The following is a 23,640-nucleotide window of genomic DNA, read 5'->3' as shown; positions in this document are numbered from 1 at the left end:
ACTTTCATTCCATTCTTAAAAAAATCCCAAATTGAGATTATTTATACCGTTTTTTCACCGCACTTTTATCTTGCTCGCGTAATCGTTCTAGTTTTTCCTTAATCTGAATTTCCATACCTCTATTCGTCGGAAAATAATATTGAGTATCTTTTAATTCAGGCGGGAAATAATTTTCACCTGCCGCATAAGCGTTAGGTTCATCATGAGCATAACAATATTCAGCACCATAGCCAAGCTCTTTCATTAAATTAGTCGGCGCATTGCGTAAATGTGGTGGAACATCATAATCTGGCAAATCTTTCGCTTGCTGTTTTGCAGTGTTAAATGCGGTATAAACTGCATTACTTTTTGGCGCTACCGCAAGATAGATAATGGCTTGAGCAATCGCTCGCTCCCCTTCATAAGCGCCCACGCGAGTAAAGCAATCCCAAGCAGCCAATGCGACTTGCATAGCGCGAGGATCTGCATTTCCCACATCTTCTGAAGCAATGGCAAGTAATCGGCGCGCAACATATAAAGGATCGCCACCCGCTGTTAAAATTCGCGCATACCAATACAATGCAGCATCTGGTGCAGAACCTCGAACAGATTTATGTAGCGCAGAAATTAAATCGTAGAAACGATCACCTTGTTTATCAAATCTCGCTTGGCGTTCGCCTAAGACTTCTTTTAATAAAGTGCGGTCAATTTTCTTTCCATTTTCCGTTTCATCCGCCATATCCACCATTAATTCGAGGCAATTCAAGGCTAATCGCGCGTCTCCATTGACATATTCGGCAAGCACTTGCAGTAAATTATCTTCTAAAATTAACCGCTCTTTACCCAATCCTCGTTCAGGATCTTCTACAGCTTGCTGCAAAACTTGTTCAATTTCAGCCGTTGTGAGTGATTTCAGCACATAAACTCGAGCACGAGAAAGCAACGCATTATTTAGCTCAAAAGATGGATTTTCTGTTGTCGCCCCAATAAAAATAACGGTTCCGTCTTCAATGTGTGGTAAAAATGCATCTTGCTGGCTTTTATTAAAACGATGGACTTCATCCACAAACAAGATGGTTTTACGATCCGCAAGACGATTTTGTTTTGCACGATCAATGGCTTCACGAATTTCTTTGATACCACTCGTCACCGCAGAAATTCGCTCAACTTCTGCATTAATACGTTGCGCTATAATTTCTGCGAGTGTTGTTTTTCCCGTACCTGGTGGCCCCCAAAAAATCATAGAATGAATATGCCCAGCTTGAATAGCTTTACGCAGTGGCTTACCCTCACCAATAAGATGAGTTTGCCCAAAATACTGCTCTAGACTCGTTGGACGCATCTTGGCTGCCAGTGGACGAAAATCATTCTCGGCAAAATCAAAATTGAGGTTCGACATGTTTATTTCTCACAAAATTGAAGGGCGTATTTCTACGCCCTTATTTCAAATAATCATTCATTATTTTTTGCGTTGATCATCCACTTCAACGCCTTTTTCTGGCTTGAATTGGAACAAGCTATCAGACAAGGTTTGATTCGTAATATTACGTAAAACATAAAGATTGGTTTGCCCATCTTTCTCTGTCGTACTGAAATTTCTTAATACGCCATTTGCATCGACGCGAATATCAAATTGCTTGATATTACTTTTTGAAGATTTGGGTTTCAATACGAAAGTATCCACTTGTTGCATGACCGAATATTGATCCCAATGGCTTTTATCGTTACTTGTGAGCAATACGAATGGTGTGTTATTCACGGCATCTTTCACCCATTGTGCTGTCACTTGTTGCACAAATGGATCGTAGAACCATAAAGTTTTACCATCAGAAATAATCTGGGTTTCTTGAGGGGTTTTAGTCTCCATACGGAATAAATTTGGACGTTTAATTTGAAGTTTGCCACTTCCCTGTTGAACATTTTTGCCACTTCCAGAAGTCACTGTTTGCACAAATTCAGCGCTTAACACATCGACTTTGGCTAAACGCATTTGCAGTTCACTTGCCGCATCAGCCAATGCCAAATTACTCAAACCAAGTAAGGTAAGTGCGGCAAATTTTAACGTTGTTTTTTTCATTTTACTTTCCTTTTAAATTAGTATTCCGGACGACGCGATAAAATCTCACGCTTACCATTTTGCATTGGGCTAACAATCCCTTGTTCTTCCATTTGATCCATAATACGAGCGGCTCGGTTAAAACCCACGCTGAATTTACGTTGAATAGAAGATACTGAGGTTGTACCGGTATTAATAACAAAATCCATTACTTCATCAAAGAGAGGATCTAGTTCTCCACCGCTTGATATTCCTTTTTCTGAACTTTCCTCATCATCTGCGCTTTCTAAAATACCATCAATATAATCAGGTTTACCACGTGCTCGCCAATCATCCGCAATACGAATAACTTCATCATCGCTCATAAAGGCACCATGAACACGCACCAAATCCGATGAGCCTTGCCCCGAATAAAGCATATCACCACGACCTAAAAGCGCCTCTGCCCCACCTTGATCAAGAATAGTACGTGAGTCAATTTTACTTGCAACGGTAAAGGCAATACGACTTGGGATATTCGCTTTAATTAAACCGGTAATTACATCTACAGAAGGGCGTTGTGTCGCTAAAATTAAATGGATACCGATAGCTCGCGCTTTTTGTGCTAAGCGAGCAATGAGTTCTTCAATTTGCTTACCCGCTACCATCATTAAATCAGCAAACTCATCGACAATAACCACAATATAACTCAATTTTTTCAATGCCGGTGACATAGCATCCATTGTATCACCAGGTCGCCAAATTGGATTTGGAATAGGCATTCCCATTGCTTCGTATTCATCGATTTTTTCGTTAAAGCCTTCAATATTGCGTACACGTAGCGCAGAAAGCAGCTGATAACGGCGTTCCATTTCATCTACACACCAACGCAACGCATTAGCGGCTTTTTTCATATCTGTTACAACAGGCGTTAGCAAGTGCGGAATATCATTATAAACTGAAAGTTCAACGACTTTAGGATCGATCATGATGAATTTCACATCTTCTGGTTGAACACGATAAAGTAAACTTAAGATCATCGTATTCACGCCAACAGACTTACCTGATCCCGTTGATCCTGCGACCAACAAATGTGGCATTTTCGCTAAATCAACAATCACTGCCTTTCCGCTAATATCTTTACCTAAAGCCATTGGCAAAGTGGCATGAGTATCACGGAATTCGCTGCTATCTAACACATCACGTAATGGCACCATTTGACGATGAAGATTAGGTGTTTCAATACCAATATAAGGCTTACCAGGAATAGCCTCTGCCACACGAATCGAACGAAACATTAATGCACGCGCCAAATCAGTATCAATACTCGTTACTTTTGACGCTTTCACCCCAGGTTGTAATTCTAATTCATAGCGAGTGACAACTGGGCCAACAAGCACATCTTTTACTGTCGCTTTCACATTAAAATTACGTAATTGTTGCTCAATACGTTGAGATGTTTCCAAAACTTCTTCTTGCGTAATATTTTGTTCCACTGCTGGATGTTTTGATAATAACTCTAAACTTGGCAATGGTGTACTAGGCTTTTCACGTTTAGTTGTTTGCTGTTGGAATGCTGGATGAATCAAGCTGCCACTATAACCTTTATAGTTAGGCGATTCTTCTTGATTTTTATCTAATTGAACATTCCTCATATCATCCTGTAAAGATACGTTAAATTTTAGTTCATCATCACCCAAACGGACTTTTTCATCAGCTTGAACATCAAAATTATTATCCGCCATTTCCGTATTCAAAGATTCATGGCTGGGTCTTAATGAAACTGTTGGCATTTCATCATTTGTAAGCAAGGAAACCTTAGTAAAATCATCCGCACTTTGATTCGTTAAGGGATTATCCTGAATAGCAGGCTTTATCGGTTTATTCCACACTGGCACAAAATCATTTTTACTTACTGTTTGTCCATGTGAATCACTCGATAAATTCACGCTAGGCAAGGTTTCCGATTCAAACTCAAGAGAAAACTGAGGTTTTACACTCTCTTCAGGAGAAACTTCATATTCTGATTTAATCGAGACCTCTGGATTTAAACCATGAATATTAATTAAATGCGAAGGATGCTCAACAGAGTTGCCTTCAACCTCTAAAGATGATTTTTGAGTTTCAATCTCACTATTTGGTTCTACATTAAGATTATTTTCGTCTAAACTTTCTGTTGCTGAACTATCTGATTTTACAATCACGATTTGCTCTAATTCGTCCGTTATTTTTTCTTGCTCAACACGTTCTTTCTGCTCATTTTTCATTGTCAACCAATGATAAAAGGCCACAATCAGTCGAATTAATGAAGCGCCAGAGCAAAAAATAAAACCGATTAAAGCAAATGTAAAACCAATTAAAATCGCTCCGAATTTACCTAATGCTGGATAAAGCCAATTTACAACGAGTGAACCGCCTACTACTCCACCACTTAAATAAAAGGCATTGCTTGATAAAAGCAACATACTCATCACACAAAGCCCAATAATCAACATAGTAAAGCCAAAACTACGTAAAATAATTCGAGTACAGGAAAGATTTTTAACTGCTTTCGTTTTCAATAAATAGACAGGTACAAAAAAAACTGTAAAAGGAATAACATGGGCGACATGGCCTAAGAAAACAAAAGAAAGATCGATAATCCACGCACCAAATGCGCCGACTTTATTAATTGTTTCACCATGCGCACCTGCCGTTGCCCAAGAATTATCAAGCGGAGTATAACTTGACCAAGCAATAACTAAATAAAGCCCGAAAAGTGCGGTCAATCCAAGCAAAAGTTCAGCTAAATACTGTCTGGGTGTAAATCGTTCTGTTATTTGTTTAATCATATTATTTCAATACAAGGAAATTGGTTTGTTTTACTTCTTCCATCACAACATAAGTGCGAGTGTCATTTACACCAGGTAAACGCAATAATGTCGTCCCCAGAAATTTTCGGTATTCAGCCATGTCTGCAACACGAGTTTTTAATAAATAGTCAAAATCTCCCGATACTAAATGGCATTCTTGAATTTCTTCCAACTCTTGAATCGCAGCATTAAATTCCTCAAATACGTCAGGTTTTCCACGAACTAACGTAATTTCCACGATCACAAGCAAAGGCGCTTCCAATAATTCAGGATTCAACAACGCACGATATCCCATAATTACGCCTTGTTTTTCTAAACGTTTCACTCGTTCTAAACAAGGCGTAGGTGAAAGCCCTACTTTTTTCGACAAATCAATATTAGAAATTTTACCGTTGCGTTGTAATTCATTAAGAATTTTTATATCAATCGCATCCAGCGCTTTATTCAGTTTTTTTTCCATTTTCTTATTTTTCTTTGAATAAAAAGTATGTTTATTTTAACAAATTTTGCTAACGTTTTCAGTACAACGGAATTAGATAATTCATTTCTATTGAGACTATTAATTATCTCTAATGGAATTATTTAGAAATTATCCAATACAGTTAGCGCATCGGAAAGTTTCTTCACCGTAAAAACCTGCATATTTTCGACCGCACTTTTCGGCTTGTTACCAAAAGGAACAATCGCACGTTTAAATCCATGCTTTGCCGCTTCACTAATACGTTCTTGTCCACTTGGCACAGGGCGAATTTCTCCCGCTAATCCAACTTCACCAAAAATCACTAAATCTTGTGGTAAAGGGCGATTACGAAAACTAGAAATTAATGCAAGCAACAAAGCCAAATCCGCACTTGTTTCACTGACTTTTACACCACCCACGACATTGACAAAAACATCTTGATCAGCCATTTGTAAGCCACCATGTCGATGTAACACCGCCAATAATAGCGCTAAGCGATTTTGCTCTAATCCCACCGCAACACGGCGAGGATTCGCTAGCATTGAATGATCCACTAAGGCTTGAATTTCAACTAAAAGAGGACGAGTTCCTTCCCAAAGTACCATAACTGAACTGCCCGATGTAATTTCATCACCACGACTTAAAAAGATCGCCGATGGATTTTTTACTTCTCGCAAGCCTTGCTCGGTCATACCAAATACGCCTAATTCATTCACCGCACCAAAACGGTTTTTATGGCTACGCAAAGTACGATAGCGAGAATCGGCTTCGCCTTCTAATAGTAATGAACAGTCAATGGCATGCTCTAACACTTTAGGCCCAGCAAGGGTACCGTCTTTCGTTACATGCCCCACCATAATAATGGCAACTTGTCGGGTTTTCGCATAACGAGTGAGGAAAGAAGCACATTCACGCACTTGAGCCACACTGCCTAGCGATGATTGAATATCCGCCAAATGCATTACTTGGATCGAATCCACCACTATAATTTGCGGTTTTAACTGATCCGCCAAATTACAAATCTGTTCCACAGAGGTTTCTGACAGCATTTTTAATTGATCGTTTGGCAATCCCAATCGACTTGCACGCATCGCAACCTGTTGTAATGATTCCTCTCCCGTTACATAAAGTGCTGTCATGTTTTTCGCTAAACCGCACATCACTTGTAATAACAAGGTACTTTTCCCTGCACCAGGATGCCCACCAATTAAAATCGCACTGCCCGGTACAATCCCACCACCCAGTACGCGATCTAACTCATTAAAGCCACTGGAAAAACGAGGAGTTTCTTGCAAACTAATTTCAGAGAGCGTTTGAATTTTTGCCTGAGTTTCACCTGCGTAGCCGCTAAAACGATCATTTTTGGATTTAGCCGTGGAAATTAACCGCACTTCCGTGATTGTATTCCATGCTTTACAAGCCGAACATTGCCCTTGCCAACGAGAAAACTCCGCACCACAATCGTTACATACATAAGCTGTTTTCGGGGCTTTAGCCATTTTATTCTCCGTATTTGCCGTGGGTAAGTATACCCACGGTTAATTATAGTTATAGTGGTTCCCCTTTGGGGGAACATCAAGCCGCTTCAACGGGGTGGCACTTCCCGTGGGTAAGTGTACCCACGGTTAATTATAGTTATAGTGGTTCCCCTTTGGGGAACATCAAGCTACCCCAACGGGGTAGCACTTAGATTAGCCTAGGGTATACCTACCCTAGGTCACTTTACATCCCCTTTGGGGAACATCAAACTACCCCAACGGGGTAACACTGAGATTAGCCTAGGGTATACCTACCCTAGGTCATAAGATAATTCCATTAATTTGATCATTCGCTCAAAATAAACTCGACTTTTCAAAAGTGCGGTCAATTTTGCAATAGTTTTTTCATTGTCTTTCGTTTCACTATGAAAACGAATTAAATCACGGATTTCAGCAAAGATTGTTTGATTGCTTTCTAACAAAGCTGGTAATAGCGTTTCTTTTTGTTTCTCTATTGCCACCGCTTCTAGGATTTTTCCATTTTCATCATAATAATGATAAAGATTAAAAAATGCCCCTACTCGCTCCACTGTTTTCATAAAATCTTGGCTAAAAAGTGCGGGAGAAAAGGATAAGGTTTCTTCCAAAAGTTTCTGTTCCATTTTAAGCACCGTATTAAATTTTGCACAAAAATCTACCGCACTTTCTTCTCGTTCTTCTTTTAAGAAATCACGCCATTTATTGAGCCAATCCGTCAAAAATTGTTTTGAACCTAACAAATAACCCCGCTTCGCTTTACTTGCGCTACTAAAATAAATATCTCTTTCGAAAGGCAAGATTTCTACAAAATCAAAAAGATCCTGCACATTGCCAGATTTTAATTCAAACTCAATTTCACAAATAGGCTGCTCAGATTCGCCTGCAATAATTTTGCCTTGATCGAACGCCACTTCAATTTTGGATTGTTGAAATTCAACTAACCAAAAAGTGCGGTTAAAATCTGTGGAGAAAATAGGTTGTAGTGTAGAACCAGGTAATTGTTCAAAAGGATAAAGTTCTCTTAATTGGCCATTGGTTGGCGTTTCTTTTTCAGTTAATGGTAAATTATATTCTGGGCGACTATGCAATCCACCAACAACTTCGCCGTTAGTTTTAAGCGTTAATGTAAGTTCCTGATCTTCTTGACGAATACGTAATCCCATCTTTTGTTTAGCAAAGAAATGATCAGGATAATCATAATAAGTATTGCTCAGAAACTGTTTTTTGTGTGCTAAACAACTAAAGTTTTTTAAATGTTCTTCTAATTCATAAAATGCTTGGTCAAATACAGCTAATTTAATTTCAATTTCATTACTCATAAAATTATACTCCCTTTAACTTAAAACTGTTCAAATATACAGATAAAAATAGATAAATCAAGCGTTTTATAGATTTATATTCCTTTAAATTAAACATCGTAAAATAAACATAAAGGGCTATAATTTGACTTAATTTTAAATAACTAATTAATGAAGGATCTCTATGAGAAAATTATTTCTATTTTATATGCTTCTAAGCATCACATTACCTATACATGCTGGCGTTCGTTGTTCAGATTTTAATACACAAGAAGAAGCACAACGCTATTATGAAAACCACCATGCTTATCATTTAGATCGAGATCGCGATGGTGAAGCCTGTGAATGTTTGCCTGGCGGTAGTAAATATGGTTCATCGCGTTGTAAGAAATATTAATGATACATTGAAAAGATGAAAAATTCGTCTTTTCCTTTTCAGGAAAGGGATGCCCTCCTAAAATACATTTAATTATTAATAAAAATCGGGTAATATGCGCACGAATTTTTAACCCCTTAATTTGGAGTAAATCACTTATGGCAATGAATAATATTCTCGGATTATTTGCCCATTCGCCTCTCAAACCGTTACAAAAACACTCTGAAAAAGTGACCGAATGTAGCGATCTTTTGATTCCTTTTTTTCAAACTACTTTCTCAAAGAATTGGGAACAAGCGGAAGAAAAACGCTTAGAAATTTCTCAATGTGAACGCGAGGCAGATAGTTTAAAACGTGAAATTCGATTGAAATTGCCACGTGGTTTATTCTTACCTATCGATCGTACTGATCTTTTAGAATTAGTCACGCAACAAGATAAACTTGCCAATTATGCCAAAGATATTGCAGGCCGTATGATTGGGCGTCAATTTGGTATTCCTGAAGAAATGCAGGAAGAATTCTTACATTACGTAAAACGTAGTTTAGATGCCATTCATCAAGCACATCGCGTAATCGAAGAAATGGATCAACTTTTGGAAACCGGTTTTAAAGGCCGTGAACTCAAATTAGTCAATGATATGATTCAAGAACTTGATGCCATTGAAGATGATACCGACCAAATGCAGATCAAATTGCGTAAAATGCTTTACACCATCGAAAGCCGTTATAATCCAATTGATGTAATGTTCTTATATAAAATTATTGAATGGGTTGGCGTTTTGGCTGACCAAGCACAACGTGTTGGCTCGCGTATAGAATTAATGCTCGCGCGTTCATAATCAACAAAACATAGGAAATAAACTATGGAAATTATTAGTCAATATGGTTCTTGGTTGGTGTGGATCACAGCAGCCTTTGGCTTTTTTATGGCGTTCGGAATTGGAGCGAATGATGTATCAAACTCAATGGGAACATCCGTAGGATCTGGTACCGTAACAGCCAAACAAGCAATTATTATTGCGTTAATTTTTGAATCAGCTGGTGCCTATCTAGCCGGTGGTGAAGTAACAGAAACGATTAAAAGTGGTGTAATCGATCCAATGCAATTTGTCGATACGCCAGATATTTTAGCTCTAGGTATGCTTTCAACCTTATTTGCATCGGGTGCTTGGTTATTTATTGCAACCAAAATGGGATGGCCAGTTTCAGGTACTCACACTATCATCGGTGCAATTATTGGATTTGCCTGTATTACGATTGGTCCTGGCGCAGTAGATTGGTCAAATATTGGCAGCATTGTTGGTAGCTGGTTCATCACGCCTGTCATCGCGGGTATTTTGGCTTATGCAATCTTTGCGAGTACGCAAAAACTTATTTTTGATACCGAACATCCGCTGAAAAATGCACAAAAATATGGTCCTTATTACATGGGGATAACCGTATTTGTGCTGTGTATCGTAACAATGACAAAAGGTTTAAAACATGTTGGTTTAAATCTTTCCAATAAAGAAACTTTGGTCATTTCACTTGTCATTAGCCTTGTAGGCATGCTGTTTTTCCACTTCTATTTTAAAAGCAGAACATTCACTCAATCTGCAAGCAAAGGGACTTTTGGTGCGGTAGAAAAAGTCTTCAGCATTTTAATGTTATTAACAGCTTGTGCGATGGCTTTCGCTCATGGTTCGAACGATGTAGCCAATGCAATTGGCCCACTTTCAGCGGTTGTATCAATCGTAGAACAAGGCGGTAAAATTGTTTCAGGCGGAACCTTAACTTGGTGGATTTTACCACTAGGTGCATTAGGTATTGCTGTAGGCTTAATTACTATGGGACAAAAAGTAATGGCGACTGTTGGATCTGGGATCACCGATTTAACGCCAAGCCGTGGCTTTGCCGCTCAATTTGCCACTGCGATGACGGTTGTAGTTGCATCTGGTACAGGCTTGCCGATCTCAACAACACAAACACTTGTTGGAGCAATTTTAGGTATCGGTTTTGCTCGCGGTATCGCGGCACTCAATTTAACGGTTATCCGAAACATCATTAGTTCTTGGATAATCACTTTACCAGCCGGCGCATTCTTCGCAATTATTATCTTCTATTTACTGCGTGCGGTGTTTAATTAATTTATTGCAACAAAAAGTGCGGTTTATTCAGCCGCACTTTTATTGTTTTTATTTTTAAGGAGAAAGCATGAAAAAAATCTACAATACTCTTTTATCTTGCGCATTACTTGGTACAGGTATTGCAACTGCCCATGCAGAAACGCAATATGTTACTGAAAATCTCAGTACGTTCTTACGCCGCGGTGCCGGTGAACAATTTAAAATTGCAGGTTCAATTCAAGCTGGAGAAGCGGTGAATGTATTAGATCGTCAAGGCAAATACACACTCATTCGCGACAATAAAAATCGTGAAGCTTGGATTTTAAATTCAGACTTAAGCAACACGCCAAGTAGTAAAGAAGAAAATCCAAAATTAAAAGCTCAAGTCCAAGAATTAACTTTAAAACTTAGTCGTTTAGATGGCGATTGGCAACAACGTACTGTCGAAATGCAACGTCGAACCAAACAAGCTGAGCAACAAAGTGCGGATCTTTTAGAACAAAATTCACAATTGAAACGTGAACTTGAAATGACCAAAAATAAAAATCGTGATTTAGAAGCGATGCTTGATGCAGGTAAACGAGAAATTGCGATTCAATGGTTTATTTATGGCGGTTCAGTATTGGGTGTAGGCTTACTCTTCGGCTTGCTTATTCCTTATGTATTACCAAAACGTCGCCGTCATGATGGTTGGGCATAATCACGAATGAAAGTTTATTTGGTTGGTGGGGCTGTTCGCGATCAATTATTGGGCCTACCAGTAAAAGATCGTGATTGGATTGTAGTAGGCGCAACCCCCGCTACACTACTCTCTCTCGGTTATCAACAAGTAGGCAAAGATTTTCCGGTTTTTCTCAATCCTAAAACAAAAGAAGAATATGCGCTTGCCCGAACAGAACGTAAATCTAGCGCAGGATATACAGGCTTTATTTGTGATTTCTCCCCAACAATTACATTAGAACAAGACTTAATTCGACGAGATCTCACTATTAACGCCATGGCTCAAAGCGAAGACGGTGAAATTATCGATCCTTATGGCGGAAAACAAGATTTAGAAAATCGAATTTTACGCCATATTTCTCCCGCTTTTTCAGAAGATCCTTTACGAGTATTACGCGTGGCACGCTTTGCAGCTCGTTATCATTCTCTCGGTTTTAAAATCGCATCGGAAACGCTATCCCTAATGGCAGAACTTGCACAATCGGGAGAATTACAACATCTCACGGCGGAACGCGTTTGGCTAGAAACAGAAAAAGCCTTAAACGAAAAAAATCCTGAAATTTATTTTGAAACCTTACATAAAACAGGCGCATTAAGCGTTTTATTTCCTGAAATCGATGCCCTTTATGGCGTGCCAAATCCAGTAAAACATCATCCAGAAGTGGATAGTTTTATTCATAGCATGTTGGTATTAGAACAAGCGGTTAATTTGACTGAAAATAACCCTATCCTAAATAAAAGTGCGGTCCGTTTTGCCGCAATTTGTCATGATCTTGGCAAGGCTCTTACGCCTCAAAATATTCTTCCTCATCATTATGGGCATGAACAAGCTGGCATAAAACCGACTAGATCATTGTGCAAACGCTTAAAGGTCCCAAGTTATTTTCAAGAACTTGCAGAACTGACTTGTGAATTTCACACGCATATTCACAAAGCCTTTGAGCTTCGAGCTGAAACCGTCATAACGCTGTTTAATCGTTTTGATGTGTGGAGAAAACCACAACGCTTTCAAGAATTTCTACAAGTATGTCTAGCTGATACTCGAGGTAGAACAGGTTTTGAAAATAAGGACTATCCACAAATAGATTACATCAATCAATTATTACACGCAGCAAATGAAGTAGATGTCCAGCAAGTTATTGCAGATGGATTTGAGAAACAAGAAATCAGAAATGAATTGACAAAACGAAGAATCTTAGCGGTTAAACAAACAAAAGCGAATTACCAAAAAATTAATAAATAAAAGTAACTTTACTCAATTAAACTAAATCCTTAAAATACGCGAGCTTATTAACTTGATCAATAATATGAAAACGTTTAAATTTATCACCGCACTTTTTGTAACCAGCATACTTACAGCCTGTACGATGGATGCTGAACGTCCAGTTAACGTGCAATATATCGATAAAACGGATGCCACATGGCAACAGCATCTACAAAAGATTCAAAAAATTCAATCCTATCAAGCTAAAGGACAAATTGGTTATATCAGTCCTACAGAACGTTTTTCTAGCCGCTTTGAATGGCAATACCAAAATCCAAAATCTTATACGCTTAAACTCTATTCTTTAATCAGTAAATCTACCCTTTGGATTCAAATGCATCAAAGTGGAATGACAATTTCCGATAACAACGGCAATCAACAATCTGCAGCCAATGCTAAACTATTATTACAAGAGATCATTGGAATGGATGTGCCGTTAGAGCATTTAGCTTATTGGTTAAAAGGTCAACCGGCAATAAATGCAGATTATCAAGTCGGTACCAACCATTTACTTGGCGCATTTACTTATCATGTAGATGGTTCTCAATGGACAGCAGATTATCTCACTTATCACTCAAATAATTCGATGCCTGAAAATATTCTGCTAAAAAATGACAGCACGAAACAAACTCTAAAAATTCGCGTAGATGAGTGGATTTACTAATGAATACATTAATGAAATCACATCAATTTTCTACCGCACTTTGTCAAAATACAACACAATCAAATGGGAAGCCATTGCGCTTCCCTAGCCCAGCCAAACTGAATTTATTTCTTTATATCAACGGAAAATTGCCGAACGGCTATCATGAATTACAAACACTTTTCCAATTTTTAGATTTCGGCGATTGGTTAGAAATGAGTATCCGTGAAGAAGATAATCGAATTGTTTTAACGCCAGAAATTCCAAATCTAAAAACAAAAGATAATCTAATTTATCGAGCTGCAAAACTTTTACAAGAAAAAGCCAATATCCAATTGGGTGCAAATATTCATTTAGATAAAATTCTTCCAATGGGAGGCGGTGTTGGTGGTGGTTCATCCAATGCAGCAACCGCATTGGTCGCTTTAAATTATTTATGGCAAGCGAATTTATCCATTGATGAACTAGCAAAATTAGGATTAACACTAGGCGCTGATGTGCCAATATTTGTACATGGGCACGCTGCTTTTGCTGAAGGTGTCGGGGAAAAAATCACCTATTGTGAACCATCAGAAAAATGGTTTGTTGTACTAAAACCCGATAATTCAATATCGACGGCTGTCATATTTCAAGATCCAAATTTACCACGTAATACACCGAAAAAATCCCTAGAACAACTTTTGAGTGAACCTTATGTAAACGATTGCGAAAAAGTTGTGATAAATCATTATTCAAACGTTGAAAAAGCGCTAAACTGGTTGCTACAATATGCGCAGGCAAGATTAACAGGAACGGGAGCATGTGTTTTTGCTGAATTTGATCATGAAACGGAAGCACAAGCGGTATTTAGACAAAAACCAGAAGAATTTTTTGGCTTTATCGCTAAAGGGCTCAATGTTTCTCCCTTGCACGCAATGTTGAAGCAGCTATCACCAATTCATACTCATCGACAATCTAAACCTGAGGTTTTATAAAATGCCTGACATTAAACTCTTCGCGGGTAATGCAACACCAGAACTTGCAAAACATATTTCTGAACGTTTATATATTTCACTAGGCGATGCCACTGTTGGCCGTTTCAGTGATGGTGAAATCCAAGTTCAAATTAATGAAAATGTGCGTGGTGCGGATGTATTTATCATCCAATCAACTTGTGCGCCAACTAATGATAACTTGATGGAATTGATTGTGATGGTAGATGCATTACGTCGTGCATCTGCAGGTCGTATCACGGCTGTTGTTCCCTACTTTGGTTATGCTCGACAAGATCGTCGCGTACGATCAGCACGTGTACCTATTACCGCTAAAGTTGTGGCAGATTTACTTTCAACTGTTGGTATTGACCGCGTATTAACCTGCGACCTACACGCAGAACAAATCCAAGGCTTCTTTGATGTACCAGTAGACAATGTGTTTGGTTCTCCTGTTTTAATTCATGATATTTTGAAAAAATCTGATCTTGAAAATCCAATTGTTGTTTCTCCAGATATTGGTGGTGTTGTTCGCGCTCGTGCGGTAGCTAAATTATTAAACGATACTGATATGGCTATTATTGACAAGCGTCGTCCACGTGCAAACGTAGCACAAGTAATGCATATTATCGGTGATGTAGCAGGTCGTGATTGTATTCTTGTCGATGATATGATCGATACAGGCGGTACGCTTTGCAAAGCAGCTGAAGCATTAAAAGAACGTGGTGCAAAACGCGTATTTGCTTATGCGACTCATGCTGTATTCTCTGGTGCTGCAGCGAAAAATTTAGCTAGTGGCGCTATTGATGAAATTGTTGTGACTGACACCATTCCACTATCAGAAGAAATGAGAGCGATCGGTAAAGTTCGCGTGCTTACGCTTTCTTCCATGCTAGCAGAAGCCATTCGTCGCATTAGCAACGAAGAATCTATTTCTGCGATGTTTAACTAAGTTAAAACTTCAATAAAAAATACCGCACTTTTATTGCCAAAGTGCGGTATTTTTTTATTTACTTTATTTAGCTGTATCTACTTTATTTAACCGTTACACGCGCAAATTTTCGTTTCCCCACTTGGTAAACATTTGTACCTTTTGGTGCATTGTCTTTCACGTTATCTACTTTTTCGCCGTTGATTTTCACGCCACCTTGTTGAGCAGAGCGAATTGCTTCTGAAGTAGACGGAACAAGTCCCGCTTCTTTTAATAAAGTGGCTAAACCAATTTCGCCAGAAAACGTAAATTCAGGCATTTCATCAGGCATCGCGCCTTTTTGGAAACGATTAATGAATTCTTGTTCTGCGGTGTTTGCTGCCTCTTCGTTGTGGAAACGTGCAATTAATTCTTTTGCTAGTAAGATTTTGACATCACGTGGATTTTTGCCGTTTTCTACTTCCGATTTTAATTGTGCAATTTCGCTTAATGGACGGAATGAAAGAAGGTTATACCAATCCCACATCAGTTCATCGGAAATGGACATCACTTTACCAAACATATCGCTTGGTGCTTCTGTTACGCCGATATAGTTACCAAGTGATTTGGACATTTTTTTCTCGCCGTCTAAGCCAACGAGCAATGGGAGTGTAATCGCAACCTGTGGTTTTTTGCCTGCTGATTTTTGTAATTCACGACCAACAAGTAAGTTGAATTTTTGATCTGTACCGCCTAGCTCTATATCTGCATCTAATGCAACAGAATCATAGCCTTGCAGTAATGGATAAATAAATTCATGAATGGCAATGGGTTGATTGTTGCCAAAACGTTTTTTGAAGTCGTCACGTTCAAGCATACGCGCAACCGTGTAGTTGCTTGCAAGACGAATCATACCTTCCGTACCAAGTTTGCTTAACCATTCAGAGTTGAAGACGATTTTAGTTTTTTGTGGATCGAGAATTTTGTAAATTTGTTCTTTATAGGTTTCAGCATTACGCAATACATCTTCACGGCTAAGTGGAGGACGCGTGGCATTTTTACCTGATGGATCGCCCACCATTCCAGTGAAATCACCAATTAAGAAATAGACTTCATGACCGAGTTGTTGAAATTGACGTAATTTGTTTAATACAACAGTATGTCCTAAATGAATATCTGGTGCGGTTGGATCTGCGCCTAATTTTACTTTTAATGGACGATTTTCTTTCAGTTTTTCGATTAAATCCGCTTCTGAAAGGATTTCATCAGTACCACGCTTTAGTTCCGCGAGAACGGTATTAATGTCAGTCATTATTATTTCCTAATTATGTTTTTTGAAAGGTTTTATTATAGGGATTCTTGGCGATTTGTGAATAAAAAAAACGCCTATTTGTGGGGAAATAGGCGGGAATGTTGGAGTGATTATCTAATATTGTTGTTGGAATGATTAGATGATAATTGTTATCAATAACCTTGTCAACAATTAAATGAAAATAATTCTCAAAAATATTATTTTACATAAGGCACCGATTCTGTTAAGGAAAGTGCGGTAGGAATTCCATTAGAAATTTCAAATTGTCCCGCATAAGCATAGGCCTCAACGCCTTGTTCCATTGCTTCTTTTAATAAGTGATCGTATTCGGGATCGATATATTCTGCGATTTTGAAACGATCAAAACCATTATGTAACCCAGCAAATAGTACCACTGCGCGATGACCTTGTTTTTTCATTGCCAGTAATTCACGGACATGTTTTTGCCCACGCGTAGTAATCGCATCAGGAAACATGCCTAAATTTCCTTTCACTAAGGTGATGGATTTCACTTCCACATAACAATCAGGTAAGCCTTCACCTTTTAGTAAGAAATCAATTCGGCTGTTTTCTTCGCCGTATTTCACTTCTGGATAAATTTCATCATACACTGCCAATTCTTTGATTTGCTTATTTTGCAATGCTTCAAAGACAAGCTGATTAGAACGATGCGTATTGATACAGCAAAGTTGCCCATTTTCAAGTTGAGTGAGTTCCCAAGAATGGGGATATTTGCGGGTTTGGCTATCGGAATGTGAATACCAAATTATGTCGCCTTTTTCACCGCATCCAGTCATCGCACCTGTATTGGCACAATGAATTGTCATAACATCACCAGTTGGTAATTCAATATCCGCAAGAAAGCGCTTGTAACGACGAATTAATTTTGCCGATTGTAAAGCTGGAAGTTGCATAAAGTTCCTTATTTGAGTTTTTCTAAACGTTGTAAAATGGCGTTATCGCTCATGGCTTGCATTTTTTTCATTCTAAAAGAAAGCAAGATTGCGGCGAAAGTGAGTGAGACCACAAAGGCAATCCAGAAACCTTTCGCATCAATGTGTGGCACAAGCCAATCTGTACGACCGAGCGTATAACCAAGTGGCACACCAATTACCCAATAAGAAAAAAGGGTAATGTATAAAATCATTTTGGTATCTTTATAGCCCCGTAAAATGCCGCCAACTACCATTTGAATGGTATCTGAAAATTGATAAAGTGCGGCAAATAATAATAAATTTGCCGCCATTGCGATGACAATTTCATCGGTTACGAAAATAGAGGCAATTTCATAACGGAAAAAAATCGTAATTAATGCAGTAATAATCGTCACCGTTAGCCCTAATAATAATGCGGCATAGCCAATTTTCTTCGCATTTTGTGGTGAGCCAGAGCCTAATGCTTGTCCGACTAAAATCGTTGTTGCCATACCAATTGACAGGGGGAACATAAAAATGAAAGAGCTGGTATTCAATGTAATTTGATGACTCGCCACAACGGTTGAGCCTAGCGGAGAAAGCATTAACGAAGTGAGGGCAAATAATGCCACTTCACAACAAAGTGCAATAGCAATGGGCAAGCCTAAACGCAGTAGTTTTTTAAGCGTTTTGGGATTCGGCATTTCAATTAATTGGCTAAATACTTTTAGCGAACGTTCTTGAGTATTCGTGTAGGAATAGAACATCATCATTAAGCACATTGCCCAGTTCACAATCGCTGTCGCAATACCACAGCCCACCGCACCAAAAGCAGGCATACCAAATTTTCCATAAATAAAAATGTAATTAAGCGGAATATTCAGCAGTAAACCTAAAAAGGTAATGACCATTGCTGGTTTGGTTTTGGCAATCCCATCATTTAAACAACGAAAATTAATCAGCATTAAATAAGCAGGTAATCCCCACAACATGGCGTGTAAATAATCGCGTGCTAAATCTGACATTTTGCTTTCCATTTGCATATATTGCAGCGGAATTTCACAGAAATAAATTAGCAAACCTAAAGGAATACTTACGCCTAACACAAGCCAAATGCCTTGGCGAACTTGATGGGCAATGCGATGGCGTTGGCCTGAACCGTTTAAATAAGAAATTGTCGGTGGCAGCGCCAATAATAAGCCTTGACCGAAAAGCACCAATGGCATCCAAATAGATGCGCCAACAGAAATTGCCGCCATATCAGTGGAACTCACGCGACCAGCCATAATGGTATCCGCTAATCCCATTGAGTTTTGTGCGATTTGCGCTAACAAAATGGGTAAAGAAATTTTAATTAATTTTTTAATATCAGCGTGATATTGGGATAAAAGACGAAAATTCATAAATTTGATATACTAAGAAAAATTTTTAGAAAAGGAGAAAATATGTTTACTGGAATTGTACAAGGCACTGCGCCTATTCATTCAATTACAGAAAAGGCTAATTTTAGAACACAAGTGGTAAAATTACCACCTGAAATGCGTAAAGACCTAGAAATTGGCGCATCGGTGGCAAATAATGGTGTATGTTTAACCGTGACTGAAATTAACGGCGAGCTTGTTAGCTTTGATCTCATGCAAGAAACCTTAAGAATTACGAATCTTGGCTTGTTGAAAGTAGGTGATAATGTAAATATAGAACGAGCCATGCAAATGGGAACAGAAATCGGCGGGCATTTGTTATCTGGTCATGTGTATTGCACCGCAACCATTTCAGATATTATTGCCAGTGAAAATAACCGACAAATTTGGTTCGAATTGCCAAGTGCGGATGTGATGAAATATATTTTAACAAAAGGATTTGTTGCGGTAGATGGAATCAGTCTGACTATTGGCGAAGTAAAAGGCACGCAATTCTGTGTGAATTTAATTCCTGAAACTTTGCAACGAACCTTAATGGGGCAACGCAAAGTGGGTGATATTGTGAATATTGAAATTGATCCTCAAACACAAGCCATTGTGGATACAGTGGAAAATTATCTGAAAGCAAGAAATTTATAGCATATTAAAATAAGAAGAGCGGCTAAAAAACACTGGATTTTTTAACCGCTCTTTTGTTTGATAACTTCGCTTATTTTTTCGATTTTTTCCATTTCCAGAAAAGGAATAGGGCAAGTAAAGCGATAAGCACATAAATCACCATTTGACCTTTTTGAATTTGAGCATGTAACCAGTCTAAATTTTTTGCGCCAAGTTCCCCTAAATAAACCCAAATTGGCACAGAAATAATGGCAGCACAGAAATCAATTAAAACAAAGCGTGTGTAACTAACACGGCGAGTAATGCCAGAGACCATATAAATTGGGGCACGCAAGCCGGGTAAAAAACGTGCGACAAATAACACCCGATTACCATATTGGCTGAATTTTTCACGCACCATTCTTAAACGTTGTAATGTCACGATTTTACGCATTGGGCGGAAACGTAAAATTTTTGTGCCATAAATACGACCAAGCCAATACATACTAGAATCGCCCGCAAGTACACCAATCATACTGGCTAGCAACATCAAATGTGAATTAACGCTTTCTGGATAAAGCCCAGCAATGACACCGCCAGAAACTAACGTGATATCTTCCGGAATCGGCACACCAAATCCACAAATAATTAAAACAAAAAGAACAGCCCAATAGCCGTAATCAGTAAAAAATCCAATCAGAAATTCCATAATCTTCCTACTTTATTTTTTTATAAATATCGTAAAAAACTGCTAAGCATTCTAATCTTTTCAGGGTAAAAAACCTAGAAAAAGTTTGCTTTGAAAAGAGGGATATTCTATAATTCGCCCTCTCAAAGCGTGTCCAGTGCTTGTCTTTGAGAACAATATTTGGAAATTGCTGGGTCGCCTGCAATTTTCTTTCTTTTAACATTAATTTAAAGAGAACATTAAAATGGCATTTAAATTTAACGCTGAAGTTCGTACAGCGCAAGGTAAGGGTGCGAGCCGCCGCCTGCGTCACAATGGTCAAATTCCTGCAATCGTTTATGGTGGCAGCGAAGAGCCAGTTTCAATCATCTTAAACCATGATGAATTAAACAACGCGCAAGCACATGAATCTTTCTATTCTGAAGTTATTACTTTAGTGATCGGTGGCAAAGAAGTTGCAGTTAAAGTACAAGCAATGCAACGTCACCCATTCAAGCCCAAATTGGTTCACATTGACTTCAAACGCGCGTAATTTACAAGTTTGAACAAAGTAAAAAAGCTAAGATATCAGTCTTAGCTTTTTTGTTCTGAGTATTTTAATTATTTCTTAATAAATACCTAAACTTTAATTTTTTATCAAATAACGTTTTAAATTTTCAACAACAAATTCTAATTCTGCTTTTCCATAGTTTGGCTGAAATTCTAAAAAAATCACCCCAGCCTTTCGACAAGCCTCCCGTTTCACTGCATCACGCTTCGCCGCACTATCCTGATAATGTCCCTGCCCTTGATATTCAATTACTATTACTGCATAGCCTTTCTTATCTACAATCAAAAAATCTACTCGTTTACTATTTATCGCAAAATGGGCTTCTTTATCTATTGATTCTAAAAACTCTCCCATTGAAACCTGAGTAAATAAACGGAACTCTTGATAACCTTTAGACAACAACTTTTCTAAACGAAGAAAAAGTTGATATTCAGTCTTATTCATCAAGGCTTTTCTTTTATACTTACTCAATATGACGACATCAAGATGATCATTTTTATTCACAATATTAATTTTGTTTTCTCTCGAAAGATAAAGACGACTCTTCTTTGCATTACGACGAGTTGATCCCGATTTAGATGAAAATAAGCCAATTAGAAATAAAATAACAAAAATGAAAATAATGATGTATTGTAAAGAAAATTCCATATTGCTCTCCTAAATGAACAGGAAAACAAGGTAGCATTAATAGAATATTACTTTATATTACAAATAAACGTATTTGAGATCTGGATCGCAAAAACAACCTTAAATAAGGTGAAAAACTAGCTTTTATTAGGACTATGAGAATTTAAAAAATATGGCTGGGGTACTAGGATTCGAACCTAGGGATGCCGAGATCAAAACCCGGTGCCTTACCGCTTGGCGATACCCCAATAGAGAAATCTTTGATTAGATATAAAGAAAATTTATTTGATAGTATGGCTGGGGTACTAGGATTCGAACCTAGGGATGCCGAGATCAAAACCCGGTGCCTTACCGCTTGGCGATACCCCAACTACTATTTGACTTACAAAGCGATAAATGGTGCGGGACGAGGGACTTGAACCCACACACCTCTCGGCGCCAGAACCTAAATCTGGTGCGTCTACCAATTTCGCCAGTCCCGCAAATTTGGTGGCTACAGCGAGATTCGAACTTGCGACCCCAACATTATGAGTGTTGTGCTCTAACCAACTGAGCTATGTAGCCATTACCTTAATTTGCCTAACCATATCGGCTTTGCGGGGCGTATTATGCTGATTTTGGCGATACTCGTCAAATACTTTTTTTAAAATATTTGGATTTTCCCTTTCATTTGATTATTAATAAAACACATCAATTATTTTTTATACATTTCTACAATATCATATTAGCTTTTTTAGCACTTTAATCGCTATTTCTCTTTTACTCGCTCATCTATTTATTTTTAATTAAAATTTATTTGACAAAAAATGCCTAAATCGTTATTTCTAATGTTCATTATTCTAAAAACACAACATCAAGGAGTACCTTATGTCCCATCTCTCTGTCGCCAAATTTGGCGGAACATCTGTAGCCAATCATGCAGCGATGACGGCTTGTGCAAAAATTGTGATAGCCGATCCCAATACACGCGTAGTCGTGCTTTCTGCATCAGCTGGGGTGACGAATTTATTAGTCGCGTTAGCAAATGGTGTAGAAGCGACAGAACGTGAAAAATTAATCGGTGAAATCCATCAAATTCAAGAGAATATTTTGAATGAATTAAAAGACGACAGCCGTGTTCGTCCAATTATTGAAAAATATCTTGAAAATATTACCGCACTTTCTGAAGCGGCCAGTCTTGCAACCTCTCCCGCATTAACCGATGAACTCATCAGCCACGGTGAAATGATGTCCACTCAAATCTTTATTGAGATTTTACGTGAACAAAACGCATCGGGCACTTGGGTTGATGTACGTACAATTATTGCAACCAATAACCATTTTGGTAAAGCCGCACCGAATGATGAACAAACTCAATCAAACAGCGATAGCATTTTAAAACCATTAATAGACCGCGGCGAATTAGTCATCACCCAAGGTTTTATCGGACGTGAACCAAGCGGTAAAACAACCACATTAGGCCGTGGTGGTAGCGACTACTCTGCAGCTTTGTTAGCCGAAGTATTAAATGCAAAAGACGTTTTAATTTGGACTGATGTTGCCGGTATTTACACAACCGATCCACGCATTGTTCCTGCTGCACAACGCATCGACACAATGAGCTTTGCTGAAGCAGCTGAAATGGCAACCTTTGGCGCAAAAGTGCTACACCCAGCCACATTGCTCCCTGCTGTACGCAGCAATATCCCGGTTTATGTGGGTTCAAGTAAAGCACCAGAAGCAGGTGGAACTTGGGTTACTCGCGATCCTCAGCCTCGTCCAACTTTCCGTGCTATCGCACTACGCCGAGATCAAACTTTACTCACTCTTTCAAGCTTAAGTATGCTGCATGCTCAAGGTTTCTTAGCGAATGTATTTAACATTTTGGCTAAACACAAAATTTCAGTAGATACTATCACCACATCAGAAGTGAGCGTTGCATTGACATTAGACAAAACTGGCTCAGCATCTTCAGGAGCGGAATTACTTTCAACCGAATTATTAGATGAGCTTCGTCAATATTGTGCAGTAAAAGTCGATACTGGATTGTCATTAGTTGTATTAATCGGCAACGACTTACATATTGCCTCCGGTGTAGCAAAACGTATTTTTGATACGCTTCAATCTTACAACGTGCGTATGATTAGTTATGGCGCAAGTACTAATAATATTTGTATGCTAGTACAAAGTGAACATGCTGACGAAGTCGTTCGTTCCTTACACAAATCTTTATTTGAATAAATTAAAAAGCCTAAAGTGCGGTGAAAAATGATCTGCACCCCAAAAGTTGGACTCAACAAACCAACAATTGAGGTGCAGATTTTTTTATGGGTAAACACTACACAATCGAATTTAAATTACAGGCTCTCCAACCTATTCTGAATCGAAAAATGAGTATTAGAGAAGCTGCGCGTTTTTACAA

Annotated in this window: 22 protein-coding genes and 4 tRNA genes; 11 read left to right on the top strand and 15 right to left on the bottom strand. The window is 38.4% G+C overall.

Features of this window, described 5'->3' with window-relative positions; all coding sequences use genetic code 11:
• Positions 1 to 37: 37 nt before the first annotated feature.
• From DV415_RS08910 to DV415_RS08885, 6 genes are all read right to left on the bottom strand, one after another.
• Positions 38 to 1,378, bottom strand: a complete 1,341-nt coding sequence (locus DV415_RS08910; protein WP_118790979.1) for a replication-associated recombination protein A — start codon at positions 1,376 to 1,378, stop codon at positions 38 to 40.
• 60 nt (positions 1,379 to 1,438) lie between these two features.
• Positions 1,439 to 2,056, bottom strand: a complete 618-nt coding sequence (gene lolA, locus DV415_RS08905; protein WP_118775830.1) for an outer membrane lipoprotein periplasmic chaperone LolA — start codon at positions 2,054 to 2,056, stop codon at positions 1,439 to 1,441.
• Positions 2,057 to 2,073: 17 nt separating this feature from the next.
• Positions 2,074 to 4,845 (bottom strand): DNA translocase FtsK, encoded by a 2,772-nt coding sequence (locus DV415_RS08900; protein ID WP_118790978.1) that lies wholly within the window; start codon positions 4,843 to 4,845, stop codon positions 2,074 to 2,076.
• 1 nt (position 4,846) lies between these two features.
• On the bottom strand, positions 4,847 to 5,326 hold the full coding sequence (gene lrp, locus DV415_RS08895; RefSeq protein WP_005644818.1) for a leucine-responsive transcriptional regulator Lrp: 480 nt from the start codon (positions 5,324 to 5,326) through the stop codon (positions 4,847 to 4,849).
• Positions 5,327 to 5,448: 122 nt separating this feature from the next.
• Positions 5,449 to 6,825 (bottom strand): DNA repair protein RadA, encoded by a 1,377-nt coding sequence (radA, locus tag DV415_RS08890; RefSeq protein ID WP_118790977.1) that lies wholly within the window; start codon positions 6,823 to 6,825, stop codon positions 5,449 to 5,451.
• Between the two features lie 290 nt (positions 6,826 to 7,115).
• Entirely contained in the window at positions 7,116 to 8,162 is a 1,047-nt protein-coding gene (locus DV415_RS08885) for a CYTH domain-containing protein (protein ID WP_118791681.1), read from the bottom strand.
• 163 nt (positions 8,163 to 8,325) lie between these two features.
• On the opposite strand from DV415_RS08885, the gene DV415_RS08880 reads away from it, so the two are divergent.
• From DV415_RS08880 to DV415_RS08845, 8 genes are all read left to right on the top strand, one after another.
• Positions 8,326 to 8,538, top strand: a complete 213-nt coding sequence (locus DV415_RS08880; RefSeq protein WP_118791682.1) for an excalibur calcium-binding domain-containing protein — start codon at positions 8,326 to 8,328, stop codon at positions 8,536 to 8,538.
• Between the two features lie 137 nt (positions 8,539 to 8,675).
• The gene (locus tag DV415_RS08875; protein ID WP_105904582.1) at positions 8,676 to 9,356 is read left to right on the top strand and encodes a TIGR00153 family protein; all 681 of its coding nucleotides are present in this window, start codon (positions 8,676 to 8,678) and stop codon (positions 9,354 to 9,356) included.
• A gap of 24 nt (positions 9,357 to 9,380) precedes the next feature.
• Positions 9,381 to 10,643 carry an inorganic phosphate transporter gene (locus tag DV415_RS08870; protein ID WP_118791683.1) on the top strand — a complete coding sequence of 421 codons (1,263 nt, stop codon included), beginning with the start codon at positions 9,381 to 9,383 and terminating at the stop codon, positions 10,641 to 10,643.
• Positions 10,644 to 10,710: 67 nt separating this feature from the next.
• The gene (locus DV415_RS08865) at positions 10,711 to 11,322 is read left to right on the top strand and encodes a TIGR04211 family SH3 domain-containing protein (RefSeq protein ID WP_118791684.1); all 612 of its coding nucleotides are present in this window, start codon (positions 10,711 to 10,713) and stop codon (positions 11,320 to 11,322) included.
• A gap of 6 nt (positions 11,323 to 11,328) precedes the next feature.
• Complete coding sequence (locus DV415_RS08860) at positions 11,329 to 12,585, top strand: multifunctional CCA addition/repair protein (RefSeq protein WP_118794472.1); 1,257 nt, start codon at positions 11,329 to 11,331, stop codon at positions 12,583 to 12,585.
• Between the two features lie 64 nt (positions 12,586 to 12,649).
• Complete coding sequence (gene lolB, locus DV415_RS08855) at positions 12,650 to 13,270, top strand: lipoprotein insertase outer membrane protein LolB (protein WP_192879119.1); 621 nt, start codon at positions 12,650 to 12,652, stop codon at positions 13,268 to 13,270.
• An 11-nt stretch (positions 13,271 to 13,281) separates the two neighbouring features.
• Positions 13,282 to 14,223: a 4-(cytidine 5'-diphospho)-2-C-methyl-D-erythritol kinase gene (gene ispE, locus DV415_RS08850; RefSeq protein WP_118791016.1), complete on the top strand. Its 942-nt coding sequence runs from the start codon at positions 13,282 to 13,284 to the stop codon at positions 14,221 to 14,223.
• A 1-nt stretch (position 14,224) separates the two neighbouring features.
• Positions 14,225 to 15,172, top strand: coding sequence for a ribose-phosphate pyrophosphokinase (locus DV415_RS08845; RefSeq protein ID WP_118790970.1), 948 nt, complete (start codon positions 14,225 to 14,227; stop codon positions 15,170 to 15,172).
• 82 nt (positions 15,173 to 15,254) lie between these two features.
• Here DV415_RS08845 and tyrS read toward each other — a convergent pair whose 3' ends face one another.
• From tyrS to hmrM, 3 genes are all read right to left on the bottom strand, one after another.
• Entirely contained in the window at positions 15,255 to 16,442 is a 1,188-nt protein-coding gene (gene tyrS / locus DV415_RS08840) for a tyrosine--tRNA ligase (RefSeq protein ID WP_118790969.1), read from the bottom strand.
• 197 nt (positions 16,443 to 16,639) lie between these two features.
• Complete coding sequence (gene sfsA, locus DV415_RS08835; protein ID WP_118790968.1) at positions 16,640 to 17,356, bottom strand: DNA/RNA nuclease SfsA; 717 nt, start codon at positions 17,354 to 17,356, stop codon at positions 16,640 to 16,642.
• An 8-nt stretch (positions 17,357 to 17,364) separates the two neighbouring features.
• Positions 17,365 to 18,759, bottom strand: coding sequence for a sodium-coupled multidrug efflux MATE transporter HmrM (gene hmrM / locus DV415_RS08830; protein ID WP_118790967.1), 1,395 nt, complete (start codon positions 18,757 to 18,759; stop codon positions 17,365 to 17,367).
• Between the two features lie 42 nt (positions 18,760 to 18,801).
• On the opposite strand from hmrM, the gene ribE reads away from it, so the two are divergent.
• On the top strand, positions 18,802 to 19,416 hold the full coding sequence (gene ribE, locus DV415_RS08825; protein WP_118790966.1) for a riboflavin synthase: 615 nt from the start codon (positions 18,802 to 18,804) through the stop codon (positions 19,414 to 19,416).
• A 70-nt stretch (positions 19,417 to 19,486) separates the two neighbouring features.
• On the opposite strand, the gene DV415_RS08820 is transcribed toward ribE, so the two are convergent.
• Entirely contained in the window at positions 19,487 to 20,083 is a 597-nt protein-coding gene (locus DV415_RS08820) for a DedA family protein (protein ID WP_118790965.1), read from the bottom strand.
• 223 nt (positions 20,084 to 20,306) lie between these two features.
• On the opposite strand from DV415_RS08820, the gene rplY reads away from it, so the two are divergent.
• On the top strand, positions 20,307 to 20,594 hold the full coding sequence (gene rplY, locus DV415_RS08815) for a 50S ribosomal protein L25 (RefSeq protein ID WP_005633680.1): 288 nt from the start codon (positions 20,307 to 20,309) through the stop codon (positions 20,592 to 20,594).
• 93 nt (positions 20,595 to 20,687) lie between these two features.
• Here rplY and DV415_RS08810 read toward each other — a convergent pair whose 3' ends face one another.
• The 5 genes from DV415_RS08810 to DV415_RS08790 all read right to left on the bottom strand — a co-directional run bounded on the left by DV415_RS08810 (position 20,688) and on the right by DV415_RS08790 (position 21,803).
• The gene (locus DV415_RS08810) at positions 20,688 to 21,260 is read right to left on the bottom strand and encodes a DUF2726 domain-containing protein (protein ID WP_118790964.1); all 573 of its coding nucleotides are present in this window, start codon (positions 21,258 to 21,260) and stop codon (positions 20,688 to 20,690) included.
• 152 nt (positions 21,261 to 21,412) lie between these two features.
• Positions 21,413 to 21,487 (bottom strand) — tRNA-Gln (locus DV415_RS08805).
• A gap of 46 nt (positions 21,488 to 21,533) precedes the next feature.
• A tRNA-Gln gene (locus DV415_RS08800) sits at positions 21,534 to 21,608 on the bottom strand.
• 28 nt (positions 21,609 to 21,636) lie between these two features.
• A tRNA-Leu gene (locus DV415_RS08795) sits at positions 21,637 to 21,721 on the bottom strand.
• A gap of 5 nt (positions 21,722 to 21,726) precedes the next feature.
• Positions 21,727 to 21,803 (bottom strand) — tRNA-Met (locus DV415_RS08790).
• A gap of 303 nt (positions 21,804 to 22,106) precedes the next feature.
• Between DV415_RS08790 and lysC the strand changes: the two genes are divergently transcribed.
• Positions 22,107 to 23,459, top strand: coding sequence for a lysine-sensitive aspartokinase 3 (gene lysC, locus DV415_RS08785; RefSeq protein ID WP_118790963.1), 1,353 nt, complete (start codon positions 22,107 to 22,109; stop codon positions 23,457 to 23,459).
• Positions 23,460 to 23,640 lie beyond the last annotated feature (181 nt).

It is taken from the genome of Haemophilus haemolyticus, from assembly GCF_003490595.1.
GTDB classification, from domain to species: Bacteria; Pseudomonadota; Gammaproteobacteria; order Enterobacterales; family Pasteurellaceae; genus Haemophilus; species Haemophilus haemolyticus_L.
The sequence above is the reverse complement of the archived record's forward strand: the minus strand, read 5'-3'. Positions and strand labels throughout refer to the sequence as shown.